The following is a 14,207-nucleotide window of genomic DNA, read 5'->3' on the forward strand; positions in this document are numbered from 1 at the left end:
CGATCTCCCGGTTGCCGTGCGGATGCGGGGGGCTTACTGGAAGGCCAGCGGGAACATCAGCCCGCCGTCGCGGAAGAGGCGGTTGTAGCCGCGGTCGATCTTCAGCGGGCTGCCGGAACCGAGGTTGCGGTCGAAGACCTCGCCATAGTTCCCGATCTGCTTGACGATGTTGTAGGCGAACTTGTCGTCCAGCCCGATCGCCGTGCCGTTGCCGGGCTCCACCCCCAGGAAGCGGCGGATGCGCGGATCGCCGGAGCCGAGTTTCTGGTCGATGTTGGCCTGGGTGATGCCGAACATCTCCGCCGCGGTCAGCGCCTGGAACGACCAGGTGACGATGTCCATCCACTGGTCGTCGCCATGCCGCACCGCCGGGGTCAGCGCATCCATGTAGGGGGTGGCCGGGAAGATGACGTAGTCGGCCGGGTTCTTCGCCTGGGTGGCGCGGATGGAGGCGAGTGCCGCCGCGTCGGTGATCAGCGCGTCGCAGCGGCCGGAGAAGAAGGCCTGCCGCAACGCCGACACGCTGTCGAAGACCACGGTCGTCAGCCCGAGCTGGTGCTCGCGCGACACGTCGTTCACCACCACCTCGGTGGTCGAGCCGGTCTGGACGCACACCGACGCGCCCTTCATGTCCTGAACCTTGGTGACGCCGAGGTTTTTCGGCATCAGGAATCCGGTGAACTCGTAATAGTTGGGGGTGGTGAAATTGATGCCGTTGCCGTCGCGCTGGATCGTCCAGGTCAGGGTGCGCGGCAGGATGTCGATCTCGCCGCTCTGCAGGGCCGGAATCCGCTGCTGGCCGCTGAGCGGCACGAATTCCGCCTTCTCCTTGTCGTTGAACACGGCGACCGCCACAGCACGGCAGGTCTCGACGTCCAGCCCGCGCCAATAGCCCTTGTCGTCCGGGGCGCTGAAGCCGATGGTGCCGGAGCTGGCGGCGCAGATCACCTTGCCGCGCGCCTTCACGGCGTCCAGCGTGGTGCCGGCGGTCGCCGGAAGCGTCGCCGCGGCGAGGGCCAGGAGTGCCACGGCTGTCGCCACGGCAAGGCTGGCGGCGCGGCGACAGCCGGATGTCTGTTCGGTCATGCGGGAAACCCCTGGTCGTCGTCTTGCTTGTTGTCCGGCCGCCTTCAGACGGCCATTGAGATCCTGTCGCCGTCAGGCGGCCTGCGCCCCGGCCGTCCGTGCGGCGATGTCGTCGAGGAAGGCGGTGAGGTCGTCGTGCAGGTCGGACGGATCCTCCAGCCCGATGCTGATGCGCAGGATCAGATCCTCGCCGGTCCATGGCCGGGCGGTGCGGTTGCGCCTGACCGGCATCGGCGCCATCAGGCTGCGGGTGCCGCCCCAGGAGGCGCCGATGGCGAAGGTGCGCAGCACGTCCAGCGCCGGTGAGACATGCGGCGTCGCCGCGGGCGTGAACACGACGCTGAAGACGCCGCTGGCTCCGAGGAAGTCGCGCTTCCACACCGCATGGCCGGGTGAGCCGGGGAGTGCCGGATACAGCACCTCTTCCACCAGCGGATGGCCGGCAAGCCGTTCGACCAGGGCCATGGCCCCATCGGACGCCTGCCGCATCCGCACGCCGAGCGTCTCCATTCCCCGCAGCACCAGCGAGGCGTCATCGGGCGAAACGCCGATCCCGTAGCGGCCGAGAGCGCTGCGGATCGGCGCGATCAGGGCCTCGCTCCGAATGGTGAGCGACCCCATCAGCAGATCGGAATGGCCGCCGACATATTTCGTCAGCGCTTCGGTCACCAGATCGGCGCCATGGTCCAGCGGCTTGAAGTTCAGCGGGGTGGCCCAGGTGTTGTCGCAGCCGACCAGCGCGCCGTGGCGGTGCGCCACCGCCGCGATGGCCGGCAGGTCCTGGACCTCCATGGTGGTGGAGCCGGGGGATTCGCACCACACGACCTTGGTGCGTCCGTCGATCCGCCGCTCCAGATCGGCGACGGAGGTCGGATCGTAATAGTCGACCGCGATGCCGAACCTGACCAGATCACGGTTGGCGAAGTCGCGCACCGGCGGATAGGAGGTGTCGGCGATCAGCATCCTGTCGCCCGCCTGCAGGAAGGGCAGGACGGCAAAGCTGTTGGCAGCCTGCCCCGATGGGAGAAGGAAAGTCCAGGCACCGTTCTCGAGCGCCGTCAGCTTGGCTTCCAGCGTCCGGGTCGTCGGGGTGCCGTAAAGGCCATAGGTATAGCCGGTGTGCCCGCGGTCCCCGCGCGTCGCATAGCCTTCGGCATTGGCGAAGACGATTGTCGATCCACGGTGAACGGGCACGCTGAGGCTATCGAATCCTTCGGCGGGGACCGAGGGATTCACCACGCATTGGGTGAGATCTTTCATGGGAGGCGTCCTTTGACTGACGCCCCCGATTTGATGGCAACGGGCCTATTTCGTCCAATATTGATTTCCAGCTACTCTATTCTCCTGGGTTATAGGGGGGTGCCATGAATCTGCGGCAGGTCGAGGTGTTCCACGCGGTGATGACGAACGGCACCGCATCGCGTGCGGCCGAGGTGCTGCGGATTTCGCAGCCGGCCGTCAGCAAGGCGATCCAGGAGTTGGAGCGGGAAATCGGCTTTCCGCTGTTCCATCGCGCCAAGGGGCGCATGATCGCGACGGAGGAGGCGCGCCTGTTCTTCCAGGAGGTGTCCTCGTCCTTCTCCGGTCTGATCCATCTGCGTGCCGCCGCCGCCCGCATCCGCGATTTCGGCTCGGGCGAAATCCGGGTCGCCTGCCAGTCGGCGATCAGCACCACCGTCCTTCCCAAGGCACTGCGTGCGTTCCAACTCCGGCACCCCGATGTGTCGATCACGGTGCAGGCGCGCATGTCGTCGGTGGTGAAGGACCTGATCGCCTCTGGCCAGTTCGACGTCGGGCTGGCGGCCGACGAGATCGACGTGACCGGGGTGGATGCGACGCTGTTCATGCAGCAGCGCCTGGTGATCGCGGTCCCGGCCGGCCATCCGCTGGCGCAGCGCCGGGTCCTGCATCCCGCCGACCTTCACGGCACGCCCTTCATCGCCCTCGCGCCGGAGGACACCGCGCGCCGCCGGCTCGACGGGGTGCTGGCCGCCCACGGCGTGATGCCGAAGATCGTGCTGGAAACACCCTATTCGACGACGGTCTGCGCCATGGTGCAGGCCGGCATCGGCTGCGGCCTGGTCAGTCCGCTGACCACCGAACCCTATCTCGGCCGCGGTCTGGTCGCCTGCGCGTTCGAGCCGGTGATCCGGTCGCGCACCCTGCTCCTGCTGCCGCCGAACCGCCGTCCGTCCCGCATCGTCGCCGACTGCATCGAGGAATTGATGGCCTTCTCGTCCACCGGGGCGGACGCTTTCGACTGAAGGCAGGACGGCTTGCTCAGCGCGCATGAACCGCCCCGGGTTTCCCGGAAGCCATTCGTGTCGAGTCACGCGGCTATTTCAGGGGCGTATTCGGGCGATGCCTGCTTCATCATGTTGAGCCCAACCGTTCAAGAAGCGGGGGCCTCCAGCAAAGCCGGGGCGCTTCACCCCCCGATGCCGCCGCCGTCAAACCGCGGTTCGGCGGACCACCAGTTCGGGCAGGACGAGATCGACCTCGCGGTTCGGCGGGCTCCCCTTGCCGATGCCCTCGATCATCGCCATCAGCCGGCCGACCTGGCTGTCCAGGTTCGGGCGCAGGCTGCTCAGGCCGAAGGCCGGCCAGGAGGCCATGGGAATGTCGTCGAAGCCGAGGATCGCCACATCGTCCGGCACCCGCAAACGGAAGGTGGCGGCAGCCTGGAGTGCGCCCAGCGCGATGATGTCGTTGAAACAGAACAGCGCGTCGGGGCGGTCCGAGCGGGCGAACAGCCGCGTTGCCGCGTTGTAGCCGCCCTCGAAGCTGTTGTCCTCGGACTCCTCCTCCATGAAGGGCAGGCCGGCATCCTCCAGCGCGGCGGCAAGCCCGGCCCGTCGCCGCCGGTTGGCGTCGGTCTGCGCCGTCTTGGTGACGTAGGCGATGCGGCGCCGGCCGGACTGCACCAGAAAGCGGCCCCCCATCAGCCCGCCGAGCCGGTTGTCGCAGGCCACCCCGCCAAGCCCTTCGATCTGACGGCCGAACTGGAACACCGGGGTGTCGAGCGCGCGGAGCCGGTCGACGACATGGTCCGACACGGTCCCGCCCATCACCACGATGGCATCCACCTGATAATCGAGCGCATGCATGGTCGAGCTGGTCAGATCGTGCTGCCGCGTTTCCGGGATGACCAGGGCGCGCCTGTCGGCCTCCGCGATGGCCACCAGCAGCTTCTTCAGCACCAGATCGGTGTGCGGGTTCTCCAGTTCGGCCAGCAGCAGGGCGACGAGGCCGGTGTTCTGGCCGGTCAGCGAGCGGGCGATGACGTTGGGGCGGTATCCCAGCGCTTCCGACGCCGCCACGATGCGCTTGCGCGTCTCCTCGGACACCAGCCCATCGCCGAAGCAGCGTGAAACCGCCGAGCGTGAAACGCCCGCCATATCGGCCACCTGCTGGGCGGTCACCCGCGATTTCATTGACGACACTGGGGTCCCGTCCCTTGCCCGCATCCGGATCCTTGCCAAGGGATACTGAGGGCGAAGCCGTTTGATCGCAAGCGCTATGCGTCGCGCGGAAATTCCACTGAATGCGGCATCATATTGCACGCGCGTGCAGTGCCGGAAATATTCGAGGCGATGGCGGCTGGGGCGGGGGTTTGGTCCATATGTGGGGGCCGTTTGATCGGCCCCGCTGGGGCAATGCCTTCAACATCGCTATTTTTAGCCATTTCCTGGTTGATGCGCCCACCTTCAGCCATCGGCATGATTCCGGAGGAGCGCGCCTGTCTGGGGATTGACAGTTGTTCGCATCTCAAATAGCGTGACTTACGAATGAACGCGCGTGCATAAACAATTCAAAGCGGTGGGCCATGCCGGCATCGCCGAAAGAAGCCGTCCGTTTCCTTGAAGGGAGGAACTTCATGCATTGCAAAACACGACGCCCGGCCACGGCCGCGGGCCGGAAGCGCCTGCGCTCGATGCTGCTGGCGGTCGCTGCGGCGGCGGGAGTCGCCGTCCTGGCCGGACCGTCGCCGGCCGCCGCGGCGGAGGTGGTCGTCTACTGCTCGGTCAACGAGGACTGGTGCCGCGAGGTGGTGACCTCCTTCGAGCGCAAGACCGGCATCAAGGCGCTGATGACCCGCAAGAGTGCGGGCGAAGTCTATGCACAGCTTCGGGCCGAGAAAACCAATCCGAAGGCCGACATCTGGTTCGGCGGCTCGGGCGATCCCCATTTGCAGGCGGCGGAGGAGGGGCTGACGGAACCGTACAAGTCGCCGGAACTCGACGGGCTGTATGGCTGGGCGATCCGCCAGGCGGAGATCTCCGGTTACCGCACGGTCGGCATCTACATGGGCGCGCTCGGCTTCGGCTATAACAAGGACTTGCTGGCCAAGCGCAAGATCGCGGCCCCCGCCTGCTGGTCCGATCTGGTCAAGCCCGATTTCCGGGACGAAATCCAGATCGCCGATCCCAATTCGTCCGGCACCGCCTACACCATGCTGGCGACGATGGTGCAGTTGATGGGCGAGGATGCTGCCTTCGATTACCTGAAGAAGCTGCACCGCAACGTCAACCAGTACACCAAATCCGGCGCGGCTCCGGCGAAGTCGGCGGCGCAGGGCGAAACCATGCTGGGCATCGCGTTCCAGCACGACCTGCTGGTGGAGGCGATTGCCGGCGCCCCGGTCGCCATCGTCGCCCCGTGCGAGGGCACAGGCTACGAGATCGGCTCGATGAGCCTCGTCAAGGGTGCGCGCAACCCCGACACCGCCAAAATCTTCTACGATTGGGCGCTGACGCCCGAGGTGCAGGCGCTGGGCGCCAAGGCCAGGAATTTCCAGATTCCCAGCAACAGCGGCGCCCAGATCCCGCCGGAATCGCCGCGTGTCGACAAGATGAAGCTGATCTCCTACGACTTCGCGCGCTACGGCTCGAGCGCGGAACGCACCCGCCTGCTCGCCAAGTGGGATCACGAGGTCAAGTCCCTGTCCAGATAGGTCCCGCGATCATGAAACGACATCTCGGTTTCTGGCTGGCCGCGGGCTGGGCGGCTGTGCTTGTCCTGCCCTGGCACATCGGCGGCGTCTGGCCGGTCTTTTGGCCGGCCGGTCCGCAGAACGGCCCCTCCGCCGGTGACGGAATGCCTGCGCTGATCCAGGGGCTGCTGCTGGGACGGCCGTGGCTGCTGGCGTCGGTCCTGCCGCTGCTGGCGGCGCTGGCCGGCCTGTGGGCGAAGGGCCGGGCGAAGGACGGGGCAAAAGGCGAGGCAGACGAACGGGCGCGGTCGGCGTGGCTGACCGCCGCCGGGGGCGGCGGTCTCGGCTGGCTGCTGGTGGAAAGCCTCGCCGTCACCCAGCCGGGCCTGGGGCTCGGTGCCGCCGCCTATGCGGTGGTCTGCCTCGTGCTGGGCGCCCATGGGCTGGCGCTGCGCGGCTGGTGCAAAGGCGATGTCTTCATCGTCGCCTCCATCGGGCTGGTGCTGGGCTCGATCCTGGTCTTCGTCGGCTTCCCGGTGGTCACCATCCTGCTGTCGGCGGTCCAGGACAACGATGGCCGGCTGACGGTCGCGGGCCTGTTCGACAAGCTGACCGACAGCGGCATCTGGGGCCTCGGCTGCGTGCTGGGCACCGGCAGCACCTGCGGGGTGGCGTGGAACACGCTGGCCCTGGCGGGCGTGGTCGGGGTGCTGACCACCGGCACGGGGCTGGCCTTCGCGCTGATCGCGGTGCGCACCGGCTTCCGCTTCAAGGCGGCCCTGCGGCTGGCCTCGATCCTGCCGGTGATCACGCCGCCCTTCGTCATCGGGCTTGCCATCATCCTGCTGTTCGGCCGCGCCGGCGTGGTGACCGATCTGCTGTCCACCCTGTTCGACATTCCGCGGTCGCGCTGGATCTACGGCATGCCGGGGGTGGCGATGGCGCAGATCCTCGCCTTCACGCCGATTTCCTTCCTGGTGCTGGTCGGCGTGCTGCAAGGGGTGAGCCCGACGTTGGAGGAGGCGTCGCAGACCTTGCGCGCCACCCCGTGGATCACCTTCCGCACGGTGACGCTGCCGCTGATCCGTCCCGGCCTCGCCAACGCCTTCCTGATCTCTTTCATCGAAAGCCTGGCGGACTTCGGCAACCCGCTGGTGCTCGGCGGCAATTTCGACGTGCTGTCGACCAAAATCTTCTATGCGGTGGTCGGTGCCGCCCATGACCAGGGGCGGGCAGCCGTGTTGGCGATCATCCTGTTGTCCTTCACCCTGTCGGCCTTCCTGGCGCAGCGACGGTGGCTCGGCCGCCGGTCCTACGCCACCGTGGCCGGCAAGGGCGATGCCGGCCTGCCCAGCCCGCTGCCGTCGGGGGTGCGGATCGCCGCGTCGGCCGTCGCGGCGCTGTGGACGGCGCTGACCGTTCTGGTCTACGGCACCATCCTGGTCGGCGGCTTCCTGAAGAGCCTGGGGCGCGACAACACGCTGACGCTGATCCATTACCAGACCGCCTTCGGCATCGAAACCGGGCCGAACGGCTGGTGGTTCAGCGGGTCGGCCTGGGATTCGCTGTTCACGACGCTGGGCGTGTCGCTGGTCGCCATGCCGCTGACGGCGGCGCTCGGGCTGCTGACCGCCTATCTGCTGGTGCGCCAGTCCTTCCTCGGCCGCGGGGCGTTCGAGTTCCTGACGATGCTGAGCTTCGCCATCCCCGGCACGGTGATCGGCGTCAGCTACATCCTCGCCTTCAACACGCCGCCGCTGGAACTGACGGGGACCGGGCTGATCCTGATCATCGCCTTCGTCTTCCGCAACATGCCCGTCGGCATCCGCGCCGGCATCGCCACGCTGAGCCAGATCGACAAGAGCCTGGACGAGGCGTCGCTGACGCTGGGGGCGCGGTCCTTCACCACGCTGCGCCGGGTGATCCTGCCGCTGCTGCGCCCGGCCATCGTCACCGCCATGGTCTACAGCTTCGTCCGCGCCATCACCAGCGTCAGCGCGGTCATCTTCCTGGTGACGGCCAAATACAACCTCGCCACCGCCTACATCGTCGGCCGGGCCGAAGTCGGCGAATACGGCCTCGCCATCGCCTACTCCTCCGCCCTCATCGCGATCATGGTGGTGGCGCTGCTGGCGATCCAACTGCTGGTCGGCGAACGCCGCCTGGGCCGCCGCACCGCCGCCTTGCCCGTCAGCACTTCAGCCTCGAAGGTCAACGCATGACCCATATCCGGACCCTGTCCCCCGGGACGACGACCCTTGAGCCGGCGCCGGCCGCTGCCAGAGCCCGGCCGGCGGTGGAGTTCCGCTCCGTCGTCAAGCGCTATGGCGCCTTCACCGCCGTGCATGAGCTGAACTTCTCCATCGAGGCCGGAACCCTGGTCACGCTGCTCGGGCCCTCGGGCTGCGGCAAGACCACCACCCTGCGCATGATCGCCGGGCTGGAGCAGGCGTCGTCCGGCACCATCCTGATCGGCGGCGAGAACGTCACCGCCCGCTCCGCGGCGGAACGCGACGTCAGCATGGTGTTCCAGAGCTACGCCCTGTTCCCGCACATGACCATCCTCGACAATGTGGCCTATGGGCTGACGGTCGGCGGCATGGCCAAGCGCGCGGCGCTGGAGGCGGCACGCGACAAGCTGGCCCTGGTCGGTCTCGCCGGGCTTGAGGGCCGCCTGCCCAGCGAGCTGTCGGGTGGCCAGCAGCAGCGCGTGGCCGTGGCCCGCGCCATCGTGCTGGAGCCGCGCGTCCTGCTGTTCGACGAGCCGCTGTCGAACCTGGACGCCAAGATGCGCCGGCAGGTGCGGGAGGACATCCGGCAACTCCAGCAGTCGCTGAAGCTGACCGTGGTCTATGTCACGCACGACCAGGAGGAGGCGCTGGCTGTGTCCGACCGCATCATCGTGATGGCCGGCGGGAGGATCGCCCAGGACGGCACGCCGCGCGACCTCTACCAGCGGCCGGCCAGCCGGTTCATCGCCGATTTCATCGGCGACGCCAACATCGTTCCGGCTCTGCTGGAGGGGCGGGACGGTGCGCTGGGCCGGGTGAGGGTCGGGATGGCCACACTGACATTGCCGCACCGCGATCTGGCCGATGGGCCGGTCGAGCTGGCGGTGCGACCCAACGCGATCCGTCTCACATCCGACCAAGATCCATCCGACGGCCTGCTGGGCCGGGTGCATTTTGCGGCCTATCTCGGCGACCACATGGAATATGAGGTGGCCGTGGCGCTGGGCGGACGCGAGGTCATGCTGTTCGCGCGCACCCCGGATGTCGATGCGCCGCTGTCCGTCGGCGATGCCGTCTGTGTCGGCTTCGCGCCGCGCGGCGTCACCGTCGTTCCCCCCTGATCCGTCCGCCCCGATCCTTCTGCCCCGATCCCTTTCCCCACGACATCCCGGGCCGGCGCTGCCGGCTGCCGGCGGAGCTTTCCTGTCATGACCGATTTCGACGACCGCCTGCGTTTCGCCATCGACCTCGCCACCGAGGCGGGAGCCCTGGCGCGGTCCATGCGCCAAGGGCTGGGCACGGTTGAGACCAAGAGCAGCATCGATTTCTGCACCGCGGCCGACCTTGCGGTGGAAGCGCTGGTGCGCCGGCGCCTCGACGAGGCTTTCGGCGACCCGGTGATCGGCGAGGAGGCCGGTGGCACCCCGGCCGATCTTGTCTGGGTGGTCGACCCCATCGACGGCACGACCAACTACATCCACGGCACGGCCAACTGGTGCATCTCGCTGGCCCTGGTCCATCGAGGCGTGGTCGAGATCGGCGTGATCCATGCCCCCGACCTCGAACAGCTGTTCGTCGCCCGCCGCGGCCAGGGGGCGACCCTGAACGGCCGTCCGCTGCGCACCAGCGGCCTGCGCCATGGCGGCGGGGCGGTGGTCGAGGTCGGCTGGTCGGCGCGGCGCCCGCTGGCGCTCAGCCTCGACCTGATCAGCCAGATGATCGCCGACGACATCGAATTCCGCCGCTGCGGATCGGGCGCGATGGGCCTCGCCAATGTCGCGGCCGGCATCAGCGACGGCTATGTCGAGTTGCACATCAACGCCTGGGACGCTCTGGCCGGCCTGCTGCTGGTGCGCGAGGCGGGCGGCTGGACCAACGACTTCCTTGCCGGCGACGGGCTGCGGCTGGGCAACGTCGTCGTCGCCTGCACGGCCGAACTGACCGGACGATTGCAGGCGCTGGGACCGCTGCGGGGCGTCGCCTGACGCGCCACGGGACTTCGAACATCCAAAAAAATCGGTGGAGGAAACAATGAAGCGAGCCAGGGTTCGGACATCCGCCCTGCTGGGTGCCGCTCTCGTCGTGGGTGGACTGCTGCCGGCACCGGTGCCGGCAAGGGCCGCGGAGACCCGCGAGAGTGTCGAGAAGGTGGTGATCTTCAGCCGTCACGGCGTTCGGCCTCCGACCGAAACCCACAAGATCGTTCCGCTTTCGACCAAGGACTGGCCGTCCTGGCCGGTGCCGGATGGGCATCTGACGCCGCATGGCCGTGAGGGGGCGGTGCTGATGGGCCAGTTCTACCGGCTGCGCTTCGTCAGAAACGGGCTATTGCCGGCCGGCGGCTGCCCGGCGGCCGGCGATGTCTTCGCCTGGGCCAACACCGACCAGCGCACCCGCGAGACCGGCAACGGCATTCTGGAGGGGTTGTTTCCCGGCTGCGGCCTGAAAGCGGCGTCGAAACCACCGCAGGGCGGGCGCGACGTGCTGTTCGCGCCGATTGCGCAGGGGTTGTCGCCGCTCGACCCCGCCAGCGCCAGGGCCGGTGTGCTGGAGGCGATGGGCGGCAGCATCGACGCCTACAAGGCCAGGCTGGCGCCGCTGTTCGCACGGCTCGACCCCGTGCTGCCGGGGCCGCGTCCGGAGACCTGCCGGAAGGCGGGGCTGGCCGAGGGCTGTCACCTGATCGACCTGCCCTGGGCCATCGACCAGGGGAAGGACAAGGGGCGCAACATCGGGTTGGACGGCCCGCTCGATCTCGCCTCCACCATCGCCGAGACCTTCCGGCTGGAATATATGGAGGGCATGGCCGCCGATCAGGTCGGCTGGGGCAGGGTGGGGGCGGACGAGGTCCGCGACCTGATGGCCCTGCGCATGGCGAAATACGACGTGATCGAGCATGTGCCCTACATTGCCCGCCGCGGCGCCTCCTTCCTGTTGCAGCAGATCGTCACGGCGATGAACGAGGGCGCCGGCCCGCAAAGCTCCGGAGCGGAGAATGCCGGTCCTCCGCCGGCCAAGCTGACCCTGCTGGTGGGGCATGACACCAACATCGGCCATATGCGCGCGGTGATGCAGGTGGGCTGGGCGTTGGAGGGATCGCAGCCGAACGATTCCTCGCCGACCGGAGCGTTGCTGTTCGAGCGACTGAAGGACGGCGCCAGCGGCAAGCGCTATGTCCGGCTGTCCTTCGCCGCTCCCACGGCCGATCAGGTCCGCGGCCTGACGCCGCTGACCGGCGATGCCGGGCCGAGGGTGGCGGCGCTGGAGCTTCCCGGCTGCACCGACAGGCTCGGGCCCGGCACCTGCGAGCTGTCGCAGTTCACCGCGCTGGTCAGCCAGCGTCTGGACCCGACCGCGGTGGGGAAGCCGGACTACACCCAGTGACGGCGATGGCCGGGCCGGTTATGCCGGATCGCCGGCCATCGCCGGTCCGCTCTGCCGGCGGACCAGCCGGTGGGGAAGCAGCACCTCCCCGACGCTGTTTCCCCCCCGCAGATCGCGCAGGCTGGTCACGATGGCGTCACCGAACCGCTGGTAGGGGATCTTGACCGAGCTGAGCCAGGGAGCGATCCAGTCGTTGAGGTCGTTGTCGTCGATGCCGACCGGGCGGCAGTCGTCCGGGATGCGCACACCCTGCTCGCCGGCGGCGCGGAACAGGCCGTAGGCCATCAGGTCGCTGGGGCAGAGGATGCCGTCGGGCCAGCCGCCGTCGGCGGTCAGCCGCTTCGCGGCGGCGTAGCCGCAATCGAGATGGTTGCCGCCCGGCCCGTCGCAGCGGCGGACCGCCATGCCGGGCCGCCGCTCCTCCAGCCGGTCGAGAAATCCCTCCACCCGTTCCCGGATGGTCGAGGACAGGTCCGCCGGGTGGATCACCGCCGGCGCTCGCACGCCGCAGGCCAGCAGATGGTCGGCGGCGTCGGCGCCCGCCTGCCTGTTGTCGATCCCGATGAAGGGACCGCCGCCATAGGGATTGCGGCGGTTCACGAAGACGATCGGCTCGCGCCGGTCCAGCGATGCCTCCAGTTCCGGGCTGGCGACCGCGCTCACCACGATGAACCCTTCGGCGAAGCGTGACCGCATCGCGCGCAGATACTCGTCCTGCAGGTCGGGACGGTCGTGGGTGTCGCACAGGATCATCACATAGCCGGCGGCGCGCAGGGCCGCCTCCGTCGACGCGGCAATGGCGGCCATGGCAGGGTTGTCGAGATTGGGCGCCAGCATGGCGACCAGACGGCTGTCGCCCCCGCGCAGGCTGCGCCCGACGGGGTTCGGCCGATAGCCGCGCTCCGCGATCAGACGCTGCACCTTCGCCACCGTCGCCGCCGATGCCCGTCCCAGATCGCCGTTGGCGATGCGCGAGACGGTGGAGACGGACACCCCCGCCTCGGCCGCGATGTCGGCCAGGGAAGTCTGTCCGGAAATCTGTCCGGACGTCTGGCCGGAGGCCTGTCCCGGTTCCCGGCGCTGATCGTTCATGGCCCCCTCCATTTGTGCATCGAACATTGCCGTTGACAGTTTAGGCAAACGTTTGCCATGTTCAAGGAAGAAGAGCGGAGCCGGGAAATTCCGGCCTGCGCCGATCTGCCGGCTTTGGCAGGAAACAGGTCCGGACAGGGACCGACCGAGGGTCCGCAAGCGACCCCATAGGAGGAAACGCAATGAAGAAGGCAGCATGGATGGCCGGCTGTGCGCTGGCGTTGTCGATCCTCGGGGCCGCTGGCGCCCAGGCCGAAACCACGCTCCGCATCATGTGGTACTCGGACGGCAACGAGGGCGAGGTCATGAACGACCTGCTCCGCCGGTTCGAGGAGAAGAACAAGGACGTCAAGGTCGTCCTCGACCAGGTGCCCTTCAAGGCGATCAACGAGACCCTGCCGGTGCAGCTGGCCTCCGGCCAAGGGCCGGATCTGGCCCGCATCACCGACATGGGCGGGCTGGCCCCCTATCTGCTGGACGTCCGCGCCCATGTGAAGGACGCCGCCTATTGGGAACAGAATTACGGGCCGTTCCTGCAATGGATGCGGGTCCCGGGCAACACCACCGCGATTCCCGGCTACATGACGCAGCTGACGGTGACCGGCCCCTTCGTCAACAAGACGCTGTTCGAGCAGGCGGGCGTCGCCATGCCGGGCGCCAACGCGACCTGGGAGGATTGGGCCAAGGCGGCGAAGGCGGTCGCCGACAAGGTGCAGGCGCCGTTCCCGGTCGCCTTCGACCGCTCCGGCCACCGCTTCTTCGGCCTTGCCGTCTCGCAAGGGGCGCAGATGGCCGAGACCGGCGGCGCGCTGAATCCGGTCGATGACGGGTTCAAGCGCGCCGCCAAGCTGGTCGTCGACTGGCACAAGTCCGGCGTGATGTCGAAGGAGCTGTGGGGGGCGGTGTCCGGCACCGCCTATCGCGGCGCCAACGAGGAATTCAAGAACGCGCAGGTCGTCTTCTACGAATCGGGATCCTGGCAGACCGCGCAGTTCGACAAGACCATCGGCGATGCCTTCGACTGGATCGCGGTGCCGACGCCCTGCGGCCCGGCCAACTGCTCCGGCATGCCCGGCGGCGCCGCGCTGGTGGCCCTGAAGACCAGCAGCCATCCGGCCGAGGTCGGGCGCCTGCTCGACTATCTCGCCAGCGAGGAGGTCGCCAGCGAGTTCTATGCGCGCACGCTGTTCGTGCCGGGCCATATCGGCCTCGCCAAGAAGGGCATCGCCTACAAGTCGGCCTCGCTGCAGGCAGCATCCGCGCTGAAGGTGTTCGGCGATGCGGTCGGCAAGCTCGATCCGGTCGCCTACCGCATCCAGGGCGACCCCAGCAGCCGCATCGTCTTCAACGCCGCCATCAGCCGCCTGGGTCAGGTGGTGGTCGGCGAAACGAGCCTGGACGACGCCTATCAGCGGATCTCCGCCGACGTCGCCCAGCAGATCGCCGAGCGCAAGAAGAAGCAGTAACTCCCGGCTTTCGCT

Annotated in this window: 11 protein-coding genes; 7 read left to right on the plus strand and 4 right to left on the minus strand. The window is 68.2% G+C overall.

Annotated features, from left to right (window positions below):
* Positions 1-33: 33 nt before the first annotated feature.
* Positions 34-1,086: an amino acid ABC transporter substrate-binding protein gene (locus TSH64_RS32900; protein ID WP_109451509.1), complete on the minus strand. Its 1,053-nt coding sequence runs from the start codon at positions 1,084-1,086 to the stop codon at positions 34-36.
* A 72-nt stretch (positions 1,087-1,158) separates the two neighbouring features.
* Positions 1,159-2,346: a PLP-dependent transferase gene (locus TSH64_RS32905; RefSeq protein ID WP_109451510.1), complete on the minus strand. Its 1,188-nt coding sequence runs from the start codon at positions 2,344-2,346 to the stop codon at positions 1,159-1,161.
* A gap of 104 nt (positions 2,347-2,450) precedes the next feature.
* Here TSH64_RS32905 and TSH64_RS32910 point away from each other — a divergent pair, with 104 nt between their 5' ends.
* The gene (locus tag TSH64_RS32910; RefSeq protein WP_109451511.1) at positions 2,451-3,350 is read left to right on the plus strand and encodes a LysR substrate-binding domain-containing protein; all 900 of its coding nucleotides are present in this window, start codon (positions 2,451-2,453) and stop codon (positions 3,348-3,350) included.
* Positions 3,351-3,536: 186 nt separating this feature from the next.
* Here TSH64_RS32910 and TSH64_RS32915 read toward each other — a convergent pair whose 3' ends face one another.
* A complete protein-coding gene (locus tag TSH64_RS32915) occupies positions 3,537-4,508 on the minus strand; it encodes a substrate-binding domain-containing protein (protein WP_158285444.1) in 972 nt (323 codons plus the stop codon).
* 455 nt (positions 4,509-4,963) lie between these two features.
* Between TSH64_RS32915 and TSH64_RS32920 the strand changes: the two genes are divergently transcribed.
* From TSH64_RS32920 to TSH64_RS32940, 5 genes are all read left to right on the plus strand, one after another.
* Positions 4,964-6,040, plus strand: a complete 1,077-nt coding sequence (locus tag TSH64_RS32920) for an ABC transporter substrate-binding protein (protein ID WP_282188142.1) — start codon at positions 4,964-4,966, stop codon at positions 6,038-6,040.
* Positions 6,041-6,051: 11 nt separating this feature from the next.
* Positions 6,052-8,241, plus strand: a complete 2,190-nt coding sequence (locus TSH64_RS32925) for an iron ABC transporter permease (protein ID WP_109451514.1) — start codon at positions 6,052-6,054, stop codon at positions 8,239-8,241.
* Positions 8,238-9,371, plus strand: coding sequence for an ABC transporter ATP-binding protein (locus TSH64_RS32930; protein WP_109451515.1), 1,134 nt, complete (start codon positions 8,238-8,240; stop codon positions 9,369-9,371). Before TSH64_RS32925 ends, TSH64_RS32930 begins: the two co-directional genes overlap by 4 nt.
* 87 nt (positions 9,372-9,458) lie before the next feature.
* Positions 9,459-10,235, plus strand: a complete 777-nt coding sequence (locus tag TSH64_RS32935) for an inositol monophosphatase family protein (protein ID WP_109451517.1) — start codon at positions 9,459-9,461, stop codon at positions 10,233-10,235.
* A 46-nt stretch (positions 10,236-10,281) separates the two neighbouring features.
* Positions 10,282-11,634, plus strand: coding sequence for a histidine-type phosphatase (locus tag TSH64_RS32940; protein WP_109451519.1), 1,353 nt, complete (start codon positions 10,282-10,284; stop codon positions 11,632-11,634).
* Positions 11,635-11,652: 18 nt separating this feature from the next.
* Here the strand turns inward: TSH64_RS32940 and TSH64_RS32945 are convergent, their stop codons facing one another.
* Positions 11,653-12,726: a LacI family DNA-binding transcriptional regulator gene (locus tag TSH64_RS32945; RefSeq protein ID WP_109453267.1), complete on the minus strand. Its 1,074-nt coding sequence runs from the start codon at positions 12,724-12,726 to the stop codon at positions 11,653-11,655.
* Between the two features lie 182 nt (positions 12,727-12,908).
* Here TSH64_RS32945 and TSH64_RS32950 point away from each other — a divergent pair, with 182 nt between their 5' ends.
* Complete coding sequence (locus TSH64_RS32950; RefSeq protein WP_109451521.1) at positions 12,909-14,192, plus strand: ABC transporter substrate-binding protein; 1,284 nt, start codon at positions 12,909-12,911, stop codon at positions 14,190-14,192.
* Positions 14,193-14,207 lie beyond the last annotated feature (15 nt).

It is taken from the genome of Azospirillum sp. TSH64, from assembly GCF_003116035.1.
Classification (GTDB): Bacteria; Pseudomonadota; Alphaproteobacteria; order Azospirillales; family Azospirillaceae; genus Azospirillum.

Excerpts from the sequence above, each read along its gene's own strand:
- TSH64_RS32900 (WP_109451509.1), bottom strand. The coding sequence starts at position 1,086 with ATGACCGAACAGACATCCGGCTGTCGCCGCGCCGCCAGCCTTGCCGTG.
- TSH64_RS32905 (WP_109451510.1), bottom strand. The coding sequence starts at position 2,346 with ATGAAAGATCTCACCCAATGCGTGGTGAATCCCTCGGTCCCCGCCGAA.
- TSH64_RS32910 (WP_109451511.1), top strand. The coding sequence starts at position 2,451 with ATGAATCTGCGGCAGGTCGAGGTGTTCCACGCGGTGATGACGAACGGC.
- TSH64_RS32920 (WP_282188142.1), top strand. The coding sequence starts at position 4,964 with ATGCATTGCAAAACACGACGCCCGGCCACGGCCGCGGGCCGGAAGCGC.
- TSH64_RS32925 (WP_109451514.1), top strand. The coding sequence starts at position 6,052 with ATGAAACGACATCTCGGTTTCTGGCTGGCCGCGGGCTGGGCGGCTGTG.
- TSH64_RS32930 (WP_109451515.1), top strand. The coding sequence starts at position 8,238 with ATGACCCATATCCGGACCCTGTCCCCCGGGACGACGACCCTTGAGCCG.
- TSH64_RS32935 (WP_109451517.1), top strand. The coding sequence starts at position 9,459 with ATGACCGATTTCGACGACCGCCTGCGTTTCGCCATCGACCTCGCCACC.
- TSH64_RS32940 (WP_109451519.1), top strand. The coding sequence starts at position 10,282 with ATGAAGCGAGCCAGGGTTCGGACATCCGCCCTGCTGGGTGCCGCTCTC.
- TSH64_RS32945 (WP_109453267.1), bottom strand. The coding sequence starts at position 12,726 with ATGAACGATCAGCGCCGGGAACCGGGACAGGCCTCCGGCCAGACGTCC.
- TSH64_RS32950 (WP_109451521.1), top strand. The coding sequence starts at position 12,909 with ATGAAGAAGGCAGCATGGATGGCCGGCTGTGCGCTGGCGTTGTCGATC.